14 protein-coding genes and 1 pseudogene are annotated in these 13,655 nt (G+C 75.2%); 4 read left to right on the top strand and 11 right to left on the bottom strand.

The window, feature by feature from the left end; all coding sequences use genetic code 11:
• Nucleotides 1–163: 163 nt before the first annotated feature.
• On the top strand, nucleotides 164–580 hold the full coding sequence (locus ACYVPE_RS16815; RefSeq protein WP_461034414.1) for a CoA-binding protein: 417 nt from the start codon (nucleotides 164–166) through the stop codon (nucleotides 578–580).
• A 225-nt stretch (nucleotides 581–805) separates the two neighbouring features.
• Nucleotides 806–1,654, top strand: a complete 849-nt coding sequence (locus ACYVPE_RS16820) for a nitroreductase/quinone reductase family protein (protein ID WP_461034415.1) — start codon at nucleotides 806–808, stop codon at nucleotides 1,652–1,654.
• A 91-nt stretch (nucleotides 1,655–1,745) separates the two neighbouring features.
• Here ACYVPE_RS16820 and ACYVPE_RS16825 read toward each other — a convergent pair whose 3' ends face one another.
• Nucleotides 1,746–2,114: a VOC family protein gene (locus tag ACYVPE_RS16825; protein WP_461034416.1), complete on the bottom strand. Its 369-nt coding sequence runs from the start codon at nucleotides 2,112–2,114 to the stop codon at nucleotides 1,746–1,748.
• A 169-nt stretch (nucleotides 2,115–2,283) separates the two neighbouring features.
• Here ACYVPE_RS16825 and ACYVPE_RS16830 point away from each other — a divergent pair, with 169 nt between their 5' ends.
• Entirely contained in the window at nucleotides 2,284–3,582 is a 1,299-nt protein-coding gene (locus ACYVPE_RS16830; RefSeq protein WP_461034417.1) for an acyltransferase family protein, read from the top strand.
• On the opposite strand, the gene ACYVPE_RS16835 is transcribed toward ACYVPE_RS16830, so the two are convergent.
• The 9 genes and pseudogenes from ACYVPE_RS16835 to ACYVPE_RS16875 form a co-directional block, all read right to left on the bottom strand.
• Nucleotides 3,583–4,104, bottom strand: coding sequence for a hypothetical protein (locus tag ACYVPE_RS16835; protein WP_461034418.1), 522 nt, complete (start codon nucleotides 4,102–4,104; stop codon nucleotides 3,583–3,585). It lies immediately after the preceding gene.
• Between the two features lie 81 nt (nucleotides 4,105–4,185).
• The gene (locus tag ACYVPE_RS16840) at nucleotides 4,186–4,695 is read right to left on the bottom strand and encodes a DUF4430 domain-containing protein (protein WP_461034419.1); all 510 of its coding nucleotides are present in this window, start codon (nucleotides 4,693–4,695) and stop codon (nucleotides 4,186–4,188) included.
• Nucleotides 4,696–4,753: 58 nt separating this feature from the next.
• A complete protein-coding gene (locus tag ACYVPE_RS16845) occupies nucleotides 4,754–6,268 on the bottom strand; it encodes a hypothetical protein (RefSeq protein ID WP_461034420.1) in 1,515 nt (504 codons plus the stop codon).
• Nucleotides 6,265–7,149, bottom strand: coding sequence for an ECF transporter S component (locus tag ACYVPE_RS16850; RefSeq protein WP_461034421.1), 885 nt, complete (start codon nucleotides 7,147–7,149; stop codon nucleotides 6,265–6,267). The genes ACYVPE_RS16845 and ACYVPE_RS16850 overlap by 4 nt, the downstream gene beginning before the upstream one ends.
• Nucleotides 7,146–8,768 (bottom strand): ABC transporter ATP-binding protein, encoded by a 1,623-nt coding sequence (locus tag ACYVPE_RS16855; protein WP_461034422.1) that lies wholly within the window; start codon nucleotides 8,766–8,768, stop codon nucleotides 7,146–7,148. Before ACYVPE_RS16855 ends, ACYVPE_RS16850 begins: the two co-directional genes overlap by 4 nt.
• Nucleotides 8,765–9,922 (bottom strand): CbiQ family ECF transporter T component, encoded by a 1,158-nt coding sequence (locus tag ACYVPE_RS16860; protein WP_461034423.1) that lies wholly within the window; start codon nucleotides 9,920–9,922, stop codon nucleotides 8,765–8,767. The genes ACYVPE_RS16855 and ACYVPE_RS16860 overlap by 4 nt, the downstream gene beginning before the upstream one ends.
• Nucleotides 9,919–11,007: a hypothetical protein gene (locus ACYVPE_RS16865; protein WP_461034424.1), complete on the bottom strand. Its 1,089-nt coding sequence runs from the start codon at nucleotides 11,005–11,007 to the stop codon at nucleotides 9,919–9,921. The genes ACYVPE_RS16860 and ACYVPE_RS16865 overlap by 4 nt, the downstream gene beginning before the upstream one ends.
• A gap of 331 nt (nucleotides 11,008–11,338) precedes the next feature.
• Nucleotides 11,339–11,893, bottom strand: a complete 555-nt coding sequence (locus ACYVPE_RS16870) for a YbaK/EbsC family protein (protein WP_461034425.1) — start codon at nucleotides 11,891–11,893, stop codon at nucleotides 11,339–11,341.
• 38 nt (nucleotides 11,894–11,931) lie between these two features.
• A pseudogene (locus tag ACYVPE_RS16875) lies at nucleotides 11,932–12,424 on the bottom strand (helix-turn-helix domain-containing protein).
• A gap of 53 nt (nucleotides 12,425–12,477) precedes the next feature.
• Here ACYVPE_RS16875 and ACYVPE_RS16880 point away from each other — a divergent pair.
• A complete protein-coding gene (locus tag ACYVPE_RS16880) occupies nucleotides 12,478–13,176 on the top strand; it encodes an EamA family transporter (RefSeq protein ID WP_461034426.1) in 699 nt (232 codons plus the stop codon).
• Here the strand turns inward: ACYVPE_RS16880 and ACYVPE_RS16885 are convergent.
• Nucleotides 13,173–13,655: a DUF4442 domain-containing protein gene (locus ACYVPE_RS16885; RefSeq protein WP_461034427.1), complete on the bottom strand. Its 483-nt coding sequence runs from the start codon at nucleotides 13,653–13,655 to the stop codon at nucleotides 13,173–13,175. The genes ACYVPE_RS16880 and ACYVPE_RS16885 overlap by 4 nt on opposite strands.

Genomic DNA, 13,655 nt, shown 5'->3' on the forward strand with positions numbered 1-13,655 from the left:
TGGCTCCACACCTACAATCACCACCGCGGACACACCGCACTCGCAGGCCAACCACCCGCCAGCCGCGTCCCCAACCTCACAGGGCAATACACCTAGGTGGCAGGCGGGAATGCCGGACGGCAGGATGGGCGTTCGTCGGAGCACAAGGATCCGGGAGGTTGGCATGTACGGCGATGAGGCGACGGTGGAGCGGTTGCTCACCGGGCTCGGGGACACCTGGGCGGTCGTGGGGCTGTCGAACAACGAGCGGCGGCCGGCGTTCGGCGTCGCGCGGGTGCTCCAGCGGTTCGGGAAGCGGATCGTGCCCGTGCACCCGAAGGCCGAGACCGTGCACGGCGAGACCGGCTACGCGCGCCTCGCCGACATCCCGTTCCCGGTCGACGTGGTGGACGTCTTCGTGAACAGCGAGCTGGCCGGCGCGGTGGCCGACGAGGCGGTGGGGATCGGGGCCAAGGGGGTGTGGTTCCAACTCGACGTGGTCGACGAGGCCGCCTACGAGCGCACCAGTGCGGCCGGCCTCGAGATGGTGATGGACCGCTGCCCGGCGATCGAGCTGCGGAACCCGAGGTACCAGGGGTGAGCGAAACTCCGTTGTGGGGCCGGAGCGCCGGGGGTTAGGGTCCTCGGGTGACTGCCGGGTCGGCCATGGGCCATGAGCGAGTGGGGCACCCGGCCACGGCGTGACCCCGGGGTGGGCACGAGGCCCGCCGTTCTCCGTCGAGTGTCAGTCAGCGGGCGGATCGCGTCGCGCGCCGCCGCCATCGACCACCTCGTCGGCCACCCACAACGGAGAACGAAACCCAGCATGCCCACGGACTTCAACCAGCGCGTCATCGAGGAGTTCCGCGCCAACGGCGGACGCGTCGGCGGCCCCTTCGAGGGTGCCCGCCTCCTCCTGCTCACCACCACCGGGGCCCGCTCCGGCGCCCGGCACACCACGCCGCTCGGCTATCTGCCGGACGGCGGGGAGCGGATCCTGGTGATCGCCTCGGCCGCCGGGGCGCCCCGCCATCCCGGCTGGTACCACAACCTGCTCGCCGACCCGCTCGTCACCGTCGAGGACGGGGTGTTCACCTACCAGGCCGAGGCCACCGTGCTGGCCGGCGCCGAGCGCGACCTGGTCTTCGCCCGCGCGGTGGAGGCCGATCCCGGGTGGGCCGAGTACCAGGCCGGGACCAGCCGGGTGCTGCCCGTCGTCGCCCTGCGTCCGACGGGCGCCGCGACCCCGGGCGGCGGTTCGGTCGGCGAGGGCCTGCGCCTGGTCCACGACGCGTTCCGCCGCGAACTCGCCCTGATCCGCCGGGAGATCGCCGAGTCCGAGGCGGCGGGGGTCGGTACCGGCGCCGGCCTCGGCGCGCAACTGCGCGTCAACTGCCTGACGTTCTGCCAGGGGCTCCGCGTCCACCACTCCGCCGAGGACCGCGGGATGTTCCCGCACTTCGAGCGGGTGCGCCCCGATCTCGCGCCGGCGCTGGCCCGGCTGCGGGCCGAACACCAGCGGATCGCGGCGCTGGTCGACGAGTTGCGGCGGGTGGTCTCGGCCGAACGTCCTGAGCCCGGACGCGCGCTGGCCGAGGTGGACCGGCTGGTCGCCGAGCTGGAGGCGCATCTCGCCTTCGAGGAGGCGGAGTTGATACCGCTGCTCGACGGGTGAGGTGATCGGCACGCCCGGGTCGGGCGTCGCGAGGCGACGCCCGACCCGGTGCCGGTGCCGGTGCCGGTGCCGGTGCCGGTGCCGGTGCCGGTCAGGACTCTTCGAGGACGGAGAGGAAGTTGCCCGCCGGATCGCGGAACCAGGCGATGGGCGGGCCGCCCTGGCCCCGGTGGATGCCCTTGGCGTCCGCGCCCTCGTACCGCTCGAAGGTGATCCCGCGCTCGGCGAGCTGGTCGACGGCCGCCTCGAGGTCGTCGACCGGGAAGTTGAGCAGGGTGCAGGAGGCCGGGGTGTGCTGGGGCTTCGGGTAGGCGAGGACGTCCCGGCCGCCGGCGATGTGGAGGACGAGCATGCCGTTCTCCTCCGAGACGTCGAGCCCCAGGGTGTCCCCGTAGAAGCTCCTGGCCCGGCCGATGTCGTCCACCGAGAACCCGCTGAACGCCTTGGTGTTCCTGAACATGCTGTCCCTCCCGGGAGGTCGCGCCGACGATGGTGTCGGAATTCGGAATGGGGACCGGCCGCGGGCCCGGATGTCATCGGTCCTGGGGCCGATCGGGCGGCGGGGGTCCACCGGACGGCCCCGCCGTTGCGCCTTGGGCCGAAGGACAGATGCTGATAATCCTTCTCGAATGACGCAGACCACCCGGGAGTCGCGCAACCGCTACGTGGATCTGGTGCGGATCACCGCGGTGTGCTTCGTGTGCGTCGGCCACTGGCTGGTGACCGACATCAGCTACCGCGGCGGGCGTCTGCACGGCGTCGACGCCCTCGACCAGGTGCCCTGGACGCACTGGCTGACCCTGATCTTCCAGGTGATGCCGCCGATCTTCCTGGCCGGCGGCTACGCCAACGCCGTCTCCTGGTCGGCCCACCGGCGGCGGGACGCCTGCGGCGGCTGGCTCGGCGAGCGGGCCCGCGGTCTCCTGGTGCCGACGGCGGTCTACGTGGCGGCGGCCACGGTGGCCGTGTCGGTCTGCCTCGTCGTCGGCGTCGACTCGCGGGTGCTCTCCGACCTGGGCTGGGCGATGGCGCTGCACCTGTGGTTCCTGCCGCTCTACCTGCTGCTGTTGGCGTTGACGCCACCGCTGCACGCGCTGCACCGGCGTCTGGGGCTCTGGCTGGTCGCGCTCTTCGTGGGGGTCGCGGCGGTGGTGAACGTGCTGGTGCTCGTCCCAGGACTGCCGATCGTGGGGTGGCTCAACTACCTGCTGGTGTGGGGTGGGATGTATCTGCTGGGCTTCGCCTGGCACGACGGGGAGCTGGGCGGGATCCGCCCGTGGCTGATGGTGGTGGGCGGGGCGGTGGCCTGGGTGCTGCTGGTGACGCTCGGCCCCTTCCCGGTGTCGCTGATCGGGGTGCCGGGGGCGCGGATCGAGAACGCCTCGCCGCCCTCGATGGCGCTGTACGCGCACGCGATCACGGTGATCGGGCTGCTGGTGGCGGCCGAGGGCCCGGTGAACCGGTGGCTGCGCGACCCGCGCCGCTGGCGCCGGGTGTCGGGCGCCAACAAGGCCGCGATGTTGCTCTACCTCTGGCACATGGCGCCGGCGATGGCGGCGGCCGCCGTGATCTATCCGCTCGGCCTGTTCCCCGAGGAGTCGGCGGGCTCGGGCGCCTGGTGGCTGCTGCGCGCCGCCTGGGTGGGGGTGCTGTGGGTGCTGCTCGTGCCGCTGGTGCTGGCGGTGGGGCTGCTGCCGCGGCCGCCGTCCCGGGCGGCGCGCGGCGCCTGGACGACCGGTCCCTGGCTGCTGCTCGTGGTGGGGCTGGGCGCGGCCGGTTTCGCGCTGGCCAGGATCGCGGTGCGGGGCTTCGCGCCTTCCGGCTGGCTGCCCTGGCCGATCCTGCTCTGCTTCCTGGCCGGCCTGCTGCTGGTGGTGGCCGCCTGCGGCCGGCGGCGGGACGTCGGCACCGCCGCCGCCCGGGGGTAGTCAGCCCTCGTTCGGGGCGGTGGCGCGGATCTGCGCGGCCGTCTCGCCCGCGGCGGCCAACCGGTCGGTGGCCAGCCGGAGTTGCTTGCCGGCGACCGCGGTGTCGACCTCGGGCACGCTGACCGAGATCAGGAAGGCCAGGGTGGCCTCCAGGGCCTGCGCGGTCTCGCCGGCCAGCCGCCAGATCTCGCCGACCCCGCCCTCGCCCACCGCCTCGCGCATCGCGGTGCCCAGCGGGGTGACGCCGTGGGCGAGCCGGATGGCCCGGTAGTGGGACATGATCAGCCGCTCCAGGACCACCTGGCCGCCGTCGGGCCCCGCGAGGTCGGGGAGCGCGGGCAGCGCGATCCGGCCGTCGACGGTCTCCTCGTTCCGCACCCGCACCTCCGTCGCCTCGAGCAGCAGGCGGGCCAGGTCGGGGGGCGAGGCGAGGCCGGCGTCGACGGGGAAGCCGAGTGCGGTCAGGGCGGCCGAGTAACGCTCGGCGTCCGTAGGCGAGTTCGCGGGGTCAGCTGGGGTCATCCGACATGCGTATCACGGTTCGCGGCCCGAGGGTTCGCCGGGCCAGGCCCGGCGAACCCCCGCTTGCTCATGGGGTGTCGGCTACTCGACCTCGGTCCAGGTGAAGGCGACCTCGTCGCCCGCGTCCAGCACGTACTGGCAGCCGCCGACCAGGGTGGCGACGCCGTTGACGGAGATCTCGTAGAAGTGGTCGGCGTCCTGGGTGAAGCCGTCGACGGAGGTGACCAGGTAGTCCTCGAAGGAGGCGTACCAGACGCCGTCCCAGTCGAAGCCGTTCGCGTCGGCGGCGTCGTCCAGGGCCGCGGTCGGGGTGGCGCCGGGCGCCGGGTTGGCGCCGAGGTTGGTGCCGTCGCAGAGGCGGGCCCCGCCGGTGAGCGGAGTGACGGTGTGACCCGTGGTGGTCACGTCGCCGTCGAAGATGACGCCGGCCGGCCCGGTGAGGGTGAGGCTCACGGTGACCGGGGCGGCCGCCGCCCGGCCGTCGGCGGCCGCGGTGGCGGACGGGGCGACGGCGAGCGCGGTGGCCAGTCCCGCGGTGGCGGCGAGGGCGAGGACGCGTCTGCGGCGGGTGGTGGTCGGGGCGATGGACATGCGTGACCCTCCTGGCTGGGGTTCCGTGGGTGACGGGTGGACCTGGATGGTGGTCGGCTCAGGTCGTGGTGCGGCGGCGGCGCGCGATCAGGTAGGCGGCGCAGCCGGTGAGCAGCAGTACGGCGGTGGCGGCCAGCATCGGCCGGGTGCCCGAGGAGCCGGTGGAGGCGAGGTTGCCGTCCGGCCCGAGGCCGCCGGAGCCGGTGGCCGTGGTGCTCGTGGTGCCGGTGGAGGTCGGGCCGCCGGTGGTGCCCGTGGACGTGGTGGCGCCGTCCGTCGTGGTGCCGTCCGCGGTGCCGCCGTCACTGGTGGCGCCGTCGGTGGCGCCCGAGGTGCCCGCGGTGTTCGCGCCGTCGGCCGAGGCGCCGTCGCTGGCGTCGCCGCTCGCCGCGCCGTCCGAGGTCACGCCCGCGTCCGCGCCGTCGGTGTCGGAACCGTCCACGTCGGAACCGTCGGCGTCAGAACCGTCGGTGTCGGAACCGTCCACCGCGCCGCCCGGCTGGCCGGTTGTCGCGTCGGGCCCACCGTCGTCCGGGGCGCAGTCGATGGGGCGGGGCTCGGGCGTCGCCGCGCCGGTGCCGTCGATGTCGCCGAGCGGCAGGCCGGCCAGCGCGGGTATCGCCTGGGCCGTGGCGCGCAGCGCCAGGCCGTTGGCGACGGGCTCCAGGTAGCCGACGGCGCCGCGGTCGGCGGCCGCGCCGGCGCAGCCGACCTGACGGGTGCGCAGCCAGTCGACGCCGCGGTCGGCCGCCGCGTCGCGGTCGCCGGCGTACAGGGCCTGGACGGCCAGGGCCGTGGAGTTGGAGTTGGGGGCGCTGGTGGTGTCGTAGGCGAAGCCGCCGTCCTCGCGCTGCCGGCTCTCCAGCCAGTCAAGGGCGGGTTCCGCGTCGGCGGTGCGGCCCACGGCCAGCAGCGCCTGCACGGCCATGCCGGTGCTGTCGGTGTCCGAGGTGCAGCGGTCGGGGTTGCGGCGCAGCGAGAGCGGGTAGCCGCCGTCGGCGCAGCGGGTGGAGGCGAGGAACTCGACCGCGGCGTCCGGCACGTCGTCGGTGCGTTCCAGGGCCAGCACGGCGAGGGACTGGGTGAACTGGTTCGACATGTCGCCGGCCGCGCCCGCGTCGGTGAAGCGGCCGGTGTCCTGGAGGCGGCCGAGCAGCGCGCCGGTCAGGTCCTGGCCGCCGAAGTCGCCGGGGTCGCGGCCCTCGATGGCCGCGACCAGCGCGAGCTTGGCGGCGCCGCCGGCGAAGACGGTGCCCTCGGTGCCCCGGGTGACGTAGTCGGCGGCGTTGTCGGCCAGCCAGTCGGTGGCCAGCTCCGCGGTGTCGCCCGCGGTGCCGGTCGCGGCCAGGCCCATGACGATGTCGGCGGTCAGGCCCTGGTCGCCGCTGGCGTGGGTGCCCTCGGTGAGCCTGCCGACGGTCCAGGTCGCCGCGGCGGCGGCCGGGTCGCGCAGCTCGGGGGGCGCGTCGGCGGCCGCGCCGCCGGTGGGCAGCGTCAGGGCGGCCGCCAGGAGCGCGCCGGCCAGCGCGACCCTGGTCGCCTGTCTCCTCGCCATCGGGCTTGTCTGGCTCATCGGGTGAATGCTCCTTCTTGCTGTTCTCGGTGCGGTCCTGAGGCGGACGCGGCTGCGGGTCGGAAGGTGACGGGGGCGTCGAACGCGGCCCGGCGGGCGGCGCGGCGCAGGGTGGTGAGCACGGCGGGGCCGAGCACGGTGACGGCCACGAGGTTGGTGAGGGCGCGTCCGGTGTCCCAGCCGAAGGTGGAGGTCGCCAGGGTGTAGAGGACGAAGGTGTGCAGGTTCTCCGGCGTCCCGGCCTCGGGGTCGATGGACAGCTGGGTGTCGGGTCCTGTGGCGTAGGGCCAGAACCAGAGGTTCATCATCAGCCCGTAGACGTAGGCGGCGAGCATCCCGTAGCCGGCGAGCAGCGCGATCTCGACCCGGCCCGTGGCGCGGCGCGGCAGCAGCCCGGCGCCGAGCCCGACCCAGCCGGCGGCCATCATCTGGAACGGCAGCCACGGGCCGACGCCGGCGGTGAGCAGCGCGGAGGCGAAGAGCGAGACCGCGCCGAGGGCGAAGCCGAAGCCGGGGCCGAAGACCCGGCCGGCGAGGATGAGCACGAAGAACACGGTCTCGATGCCGGCGGTGCCGGCGCCCAGCGGGCGGAGCGCCGCGTTGACCGCGGCCAGCACGCCGAGCAGGGCCAGGGTCTTCGGGTCGATGCCGCCCTCGGACATCTCGGCGAGCACCACGGCGAGGACGACCGGCAGCAGCAGCACGAAGAGCAGCGGCGCGTGGCCGGCGTGCGCCATGGCCTGCGGTTCGGGCGGGGAGAGCAGCGGCCAGCAGAACATGGCGAGCCCGATCAGGCTGGCCAGCGCGAGGACGGCTGCGGCGCGCGGGCCGACGCGCAGCGCGGTGGCGCGCCGCGGCGGTGTGGCGCTCGGACGGGTCATCCGGCGGCCTCCTGGAGGGTGAGCGCGCGGGCGACCTGCTCGGGGGTGAGCCAGGGTTCCGGGCGCAGGATCTTGGCGACCTGGGGTGCGAAGGCGGGCGAGGCGCAGACGACGTCGGCGGTGGGGCCGTCTGCCACCAGCTCGCCCTCGCCGAGCACGGTGACCCGGTCGGCGGTGGCCGCGACGAACTCCACGTCGTGGGTGGCGATGAGCACCGAGCGGCCGTCGGCCGCGAGTTCCCGCACCACCCGGCCGAAGTGCCGCTTGGCGTGGTAGTCGAGGCCCCTGGTGGGTTCGTCGAGGAGCATCACCCGGGGCGCCGCGGTGAGTTGGACGGCCAGCACCAGGGCGAGGCGCTGGCCCTCCGAGAGGTCGCGCGGGTGCCGGTCGTCGGGGATGCCGGGCGCCAGCCGGTCGAGCAGCGCGCGGCAGGTGCCGGCGTCGGCGGTGGACTCGCGGTCGGCCTGGGCGCACTCGGCGGCCACGGTCTGGAGGTAGAGCAGGTCGGCGGCGCTCTGCGGGACGAGGCCGACGAGTTCCCTGGCGCGCCGTGCGGTGGCCTCGCCCGGGTCGGCGCCGGCCACGGTGACGGTGCCGGAGCGCCGTGGTCCCGAGCCCTGGAGGGCCCAGAGCAGCGAGGACTTGCCCGAGCCGTTGCGGCCCATCAGCGCGGCCACCTCGCCTGGGCGCAGGTCGAGGTCGACCTCGCGGACGGCGACCGAGGACCCGTAGGTGACGGTGATCCGCCGGGCCGCCAGGGCGGGGGTCAGGTCGTCGGGGGCCGGGTCGGGCTCGGCCGGGCGGTGGCCCTCGAGACGGCGGCGCAGCTCGGGGGCGTGCCGGCGGGCGTCGCGGACCGAGAGGGGCAGCGGTCGCCAGCCGGCGACGCGGCCCAACTGGACGACGGGCGGCGCGACGTCGGAGTCGGTCATCAGCTCGGCCGGTTCGCCGTCGCGCACGGCGCCTTCGCCGGTGAGGTGGAGCAGCCGGTCCGCGTACTGGAGCACCCGCTCCATCCGGTGCTCGGCGATCAGCACCGTCGTCCCGAGGTCGTGCACCAGCCGCAGCACGGCGGCCAGCACCTCCTCGGCGGCGGTCGGGTCGAGCGCCGAGGTGGGCTCGTCGAGCACCAGGACGGCGGGGTGGGGGGTGAGGACCGCGCCGATGGCCACCCGCTGCTGCTGGCCGCCGGAGAGGGTGCGCAGCGGCCGGTGCCGGAGCTCGGCGATGCCCAGCAGGTCGAGGGTCTCCTCGACGCGCTTCCGCATGGTGCCGGGGTCGATGGCCAACTGCTCCATGCCGTAGGCGAGTTCCTCCTCGACGGTGTCGGTGACGAAGCCGGCGAGCGGGTCCTGGCCGACGACGCCGACGAGGTGGGCGAACTCCTGCGGCGCGGCGGCGTCGGTGCGCTGCCCGGCCACGGTGACGGTGCCGCGCAGGGTGCCGCCGGTGAAGCGGGGCACCAGGCCGTTGACGGCGCCGAGCAGCGTCGACTTGCCGGTGCCGGTGCGGCCGGTGACCAGGCAGAGCTCGCCCTCGCCGATGTCGAGTTCGACGTCGCGCAGGGTCGGGCGCTCGGCGTCCGGGTAGGTGAAGGTCACCTCGTGGAACGTGATCACGCCGGGGCCTTTCCGGTCTGCGCCAGGGAACGCGGGAGGGGTGGGGCCGGGGGCGGGGGCGGGGGCGGGGGCGGGGCGAGCACGGCGGGCAGCAGGCCGGCGAGCACGGCGAGGACCGGGAGGGCCGAGACCTCGGGCCAGGAGAGCGGGGAGAGCGACGGGTAGAGGTTGGCCGGGTCCACCCTGGACGACAGGTACATCCCCGCGGCCGTCGCCAACCCGGCCGCGGCGGTGAGGAGTTCGCCGGCGCGCCAGCGGTCGGGCCGGTAGCTGCTGCGGCGCACCCGGCGGCCGCCGAGCAGGAAGCCGAGGACCGCGACGCCGACGCCGGCCAGCAGCAGCGGCACCCCGAGGTAGCGCGGGGCCGAGCTGTCGAGCAGCCCGTAGAGGCCGGCGCTGATGCCCAGCAGGCCGGCGATCACCAGGGTGCCGACGAACAGCCTGGCGCGGGCCGGCACGCCGCCGGTGCGGCCGTAGCCCCGGGAGGCCATGGCGGCGGCGAGGGCCAGCGAGCGGCTGAGGGCGTCCTCGAGCACCGGGATCACGATGCCGCGCAGCGCCGCCGTGCCCCGCTCCCCCGCGCCGCGCAGCCGCCTGGCGCGCCGCACCCGCTGCACGCTCTCGACGAGTTGGGGGGCGACGGAGAGGGCGACGACCACCGAGGTGCCGATCTCGTACAGGGCGCCGGGCAGGGTCTTGAGCAGGCGCTTGGGGTTGGCGAGCGCGTTGGCGGCGCCGACGCAGATCACCATGGTGGCCAGTTGCAGCCCGTCGTAGACGCCGCCGAGCACCTCCTCGGCGCTGACCGGGCCGAGCAGCCGGATCCCTGCGGCGGCCTCCGGCAGGGGGATCTCGGGCAGCGTGAACAGGACGGTGTCGCCCTGCCCGCCGCCGAACACGATGCGGAACAGCACCCGGATGACGACGATGAAGGCGCCGAAGAGCAGGTACATCCGGAACGACAGGGCCCACGGCGCGTCGGTGCGCCGCCGCACCACCACGTAGCCGGCGACGGCGAGCACCAGGGCGAGCAGCACCGGGTTGGTGGTGCGGCTCGCGGCGATCGCGAGGCCGAGGGCCCAGAGCCACCAGGCACCGGGGTGCAGCGCGCGGGGCAGGGGGTTGACGGCGCGGTCCAGGACCCCCGCGCTCACGCGTCGCCGGCCGATCGGGCGGCGCGCCGCCGGCGCCAGGCGGTCAGTCCCGCGGCGCCGGCCAGGGCCGCGATCAGCCCGAGTGCGGCCACGGTGGAGACGGAGGGGCCCGATGACCGGTCGGCGGCGCGCTGCTCCTCGAACTCCGCGTCCTCGCCGCTCCAGTCGGCGTCCTCGGTGGGGGTGGGCCCGGGTTCGGCGTCGGCACCCTCCTCGCCGTCCGCGGTCCCCGGCTCGCCCGCCTCGTCGGTCGGTCGTTCCTCCTCGCCGGGCTCGGTGCCGTCCTGGTCCGCCTCTGGCGGGGTGGCGTCGTCGCCGGGTCCGGCGGACGCGCCGGGGTCGCCCGGGTCGGGCTGGCCGCCGGCCGAGGCGGCGCCGCCGTCCTGGCCGCCGGTTCCGCCGTCGACCGAACCGCCGTCGGTGCCACCGGAGTCGCCGGAACCGCCGGAACCACCGGAACCGCTGGAGCCGCCGCCCGACGAGCCGCCGCCGCCGGACGCGGTGCCGCTCGTCGAGCCGCTGCCGTCGCCCCCGTTGCCGCCGTTCGCGCCGCCGTTCGCGCCGCCGTCGTCAGCCGCGGGGCGCTGGGGCGCGACGCCCGGCACCGGGGACTCGCCGGTCTCCCGGTCGAGGGAGAACGACCAGCCCTCGAAGCTGCCCTCCGGCGGGGTGCGGTAGGTCGCCCCCAGTTGGCTGTAGGTCCACGAACCGCCGTTGTCCGCGTGCCAGTAGGACCAGTAGGCGGAGGCCGGCGGGGTGTCCACGCAGGGCTCGCTCTCCGGTGCGGGGCGGTTGTTGATCCGGCAGACGAACGAGTCGCCCCAGCGGCTCGTGCCGTTCACCTGGAAGCCCGCGTCGCGCAGCGCGGCGAGGCCGTCGGCCTGGCCGCCCGGCGCGCAGCGCACCACCCGGCCGCCGCCGAGCTCACGGAAGTCGACCACCACGGTCACGCCACCGGCGTCGGGACAGAATCCGGCGGTGCCGGCGAGCGAGGGCGCCGCGGCGCGGGCGCCGGCGGGCAGAAACGCCGTCAACAGGGCGAGCAGCGCGCCGAGAACGGCTGCGCGAACTCCGGCGCGGGGCATCGGGTCCCTTTCGGTGAGAGGCCGTCACGGCCTCCCTCACGGAACCGACGCACGGCGAACGGCGGGGCCGCGAGCGCGCATCTGGGCTCCACGCTGCGGACCGTGACAGTGAGAAGCAGTCCGCGTGCACGCCGAGCGATCCGACTCACGGCGCGCGGGGTGCCGTTCACGGTTGCAGGTCAGTGCCGGAATTCCACCGGCTTCCCTCGGTTGTGCACGCATTCGGTTGTCCATCCGCTCCAGGGCGGAATCGTCCCTCAGGATACGGCGGATTCGCACCCCTGACCAGCCGTGTGCGGGTGTTCTGCGCCTCACCCCGCCCCGCCGTGCCTCAGCGGCCGAGGTCCTCCAGGACGACGGCGCCGGGGAGTTGGAGGAACGCCTTGCCAGGGACGATCAGCTTGCCGCGGCGCCGGCCGCTGCCGACCAGGACGTGGGGCAGCGCGGTCACGGCCGCGTCGATCAGCAGCGGCCAGTCGGCGGGCAGGCCGACGGGGGTGATGCCGCCGTACTCCATGCCGGTCTCGCCGACCGCGACGTCGTGCGGCGCGAAGGACGCCTTGCGGGCGCCGAGTTGGCGGCGCACCGCGCCGTTGACGTCCACCCGGGTGGTGGAGAGGACCAGGCAGGCGGCGAGGGTGCTCTCGCCCGCGCGCTTGCCGTTGACGACGACGCAGTTGGCGGAGGCGTCCAACAGGTCGCGGCCGTACGTCTCGACGAAGACGGCGGTGTCGGCCTTCTCCGGGTCGGTGTCGACGTAGAGCAGCTCCTCGGCCGGCACCGGCCCGCCCCAGTGCCTGACGGCCGCCGCGACGGGCTCGGTCAGCAGGTCGAGGGAGTCGGGGGCGGGGCGGACGTCGTCGAAGTCACCGATGGGGGCGCGCATGGGCCGCACGCTACCGCACGGGGCCGGCGCCTCCGGGCTCAGTGGGAGTAGCCGGGGACGGAGATGGCCATGGTCATGTCGACCGGCTCGGCGCCTTCGTTCCGGTAGCCGTGCGGGACGTGGGACTCGAAGGAGGCGGAGGCGCCGGTGGGCACCTCGTGGTCGGCGCCGTCCACCGGAGGGTCAGCACGCCGGCGGTGACGTGCACCAGTTCCGTGGTGCCGGCCGGGTGCGGGTCGGAGTCGCTGCCCTCGCCCGGCATCAGCCGCCAGCGCCGGAGTTCGAGCGGCCCCGGCGCCTCGGTGCCGGCCAGCAGGGTGCTGTGACTGCCGGCCTCGGTGGACCAGAGCCGGACCGCCCGGTCGGCGGGGACCAGCCGCACCTTGGGGGCCTGGTCGAAGTCGAGCCCACCTTCACGACGGTGCCCACGCCGGGGTTGGTCCTCGCCTGCTCGATCTGGATGAGCATGCCGCGGCTGATGCCGGCGCGGGCGGCCAGGGCGTCCAGGGTGAGCCCGCGCTCGGTGCGCAGTCACCTGAGGTTGCGGGCTGCTCGCACGACGCGTCCCGGCGCTCACGGTCACGGTGGTCTCGCAGTCGCTCGCGGTCGTGGTGCTCGGGGTGATCGTCGTGGCCACCTCGGCCTGGACGGAGTTCGGCTGGCGGCTCTGGTTCGCGGTGGCGGCCGGTCTGATCGGCCCGCTGGTGCTGCTCTGCTTCTACCGGGCCCTGGCGCAGGGGCCGATGGGCGTGGTGTCCCCGCTGGCCGCCACGGCGGTCGTGGTGGCGTTCGCCGGCGTGGCGCTGGCCAGCGGGCCGCAGCTGCGCGGCGCCCCCGTCCAACGGGAGACGATGCCGCTGACGCTGGTGGCCGCGCTCGGCTTCGGCGCGGTGCTGGCGCTGATCTCGGCGGCGTCGACGACGCTGACCGGGCTGTTCCTCGCGCTCTTCGTCCAGCGCCTCCGCAACGCGCTGGCCGGCGGCACCGCCCTCTGGGTCGCCGCGCGGCGCGGCTCACCGACCCTGCCCCCCGAGGGGGCGCGGGCGGTCACGGCCGCGCTGCCCGCGCTGCTCTTCGTGGGGCTCGCCGACGTGGCGGCCAACGCCACCTACACGCTGGCCACCCGGATCGGGCCGGTGACGGTGGCCGCGATGCTGGCCTCGCTCTATCCGGTGGTGACGGCACTCGCCGCCTGCGGAATGCTCCGCGAACGCCTGCGCGCCGTCCAGGCGGCCGGCGCGGGCCTGGCGATGACGGGCACCCTGCTGCTGGCCGCCGGCTAACCGGCCACGGCCGGCGGGTCGTTCGGGCGCAGCGTCCACACCACCGTCATCTCGCCGGTGACGGCGCCGTCCGCCCGGGTGATGGCGATGGCGATGGGGAACTCGGGCCGCTGCCCGGCGTCGAGTTCGGCGACGACGTCGGCGGCGGGCCGGCCCAGGGTGGCGACGGCGGTGACCTGCCCCCTGGCCACCTTCCGGAACGCGATGTCGGCCCTGACCGGCAGCGGCACCGCGCGCGACAGCTGCGCGCCGAAGGCCGCCAGGACGACGGCGCCGCTGGCGGACTCGGCCAGCGTGAACATGGCGCCGGCGTGCGGGCCACCGAGGTGGTTGGCGTACTCCGGCTGGTCCGGCAGCCGGAGCACGGCGCGCTCCGGCGTGACCTCGTCGTACTGGAGGTTGAGCGTCCGGACCATGGGCACCGTGGCGGTGAGTAGTTCGGCGATGGACGGCTCGGCGGCGGGCGTGGCGTCAGTCAT

The organism is Streptomyces mayteni (genome assembly GCF_054783955.1).

Excerpts from the sequence above, each read along its gene's own strand:
- ACYVPE_RS16850 (WP_461034421.1), bottom strand. The coding sequence starts at position 7,149 with ATGACCCGTCCGAGCGCCACACCGCCGCGGCGCGCCACCGCGCTGCGC.
- ACYVPE_RS16835 (WP_461034418.1), bottom strand. The coding sequence starts at position 4,104 with ATGACCCCAGCTGACCCCGCGAACTCGCCTACGGACGCCGAGCGTTAC.
- ACYVPE_RS16840 (WP_461034419.1), bottom strand. The coding sequence starts at position 4,695 with ATGTCCATCGCCCCGACCACCACCCGCCGCAGACGCGTCCTCGCCCTC.
- ACYVPE_RS16865 (WP_461034424.1), bottom strand. The coding sequence starts at position 11,007 with ATGCCCCGCGCCGGAGTTCGCGCAGCCGTTCTCGGCGCGCTGCTCGCC.
- ACYVPE_RS16845 (WP_461034420.1), bottom strand. The coding sequence starts at position 6,268 with ATGAGCCAGACAAGCCCGATGGCGAGGAGACAGGCGACCAGGGTCGCG.
- ACYVPE_RS16815 (WP_461034414.1), top strand. The coding sequence starts at position 164 with ATGTACGGCGATGAGGCGACGGTGGAGCGGTTGCTCACCGGGCTCGGG.
- ACYVPE_RS16825 (WP_461034416.1), bottom strand. The coding sequence starts at position 2,114 with ATGTTCAGGAACACCAAGGCGTTCAGCGGGTTCTCGGTGGACGACATC.
- ACYVPE_RS16870 (WP_461034425.1), bottom strand. The coding sequence starts at position 11,893 with ATGCGCGCCCCCATCGGTGACTTCGACGACGTCCGCCCCGCCCCCGAC.
- ACYVPE_RS16830 (WP_461034417.1), top strand. The coding sequence starts at position 2,284 with ATGACGCAGACCACCCGGGAGTCGCGCAACCGCTACGTGGATCTGGTG.
- ACYVPE_RS16885 (WP_461034427.1), bottom strand. The coding sequence starts at position 13,655 with ATGACTGACGCCACGCCCGCCGCCGAGCCGTCCATCGCCGAACTACTC.
- ACYVPE_RS16820 (WP_461034415.1), top strand. The coding sequence starts at position 806 with ATGCCCACGGACTTCAACCAGCGCGTCATCGAGGAGTTCCGCGCCAAC.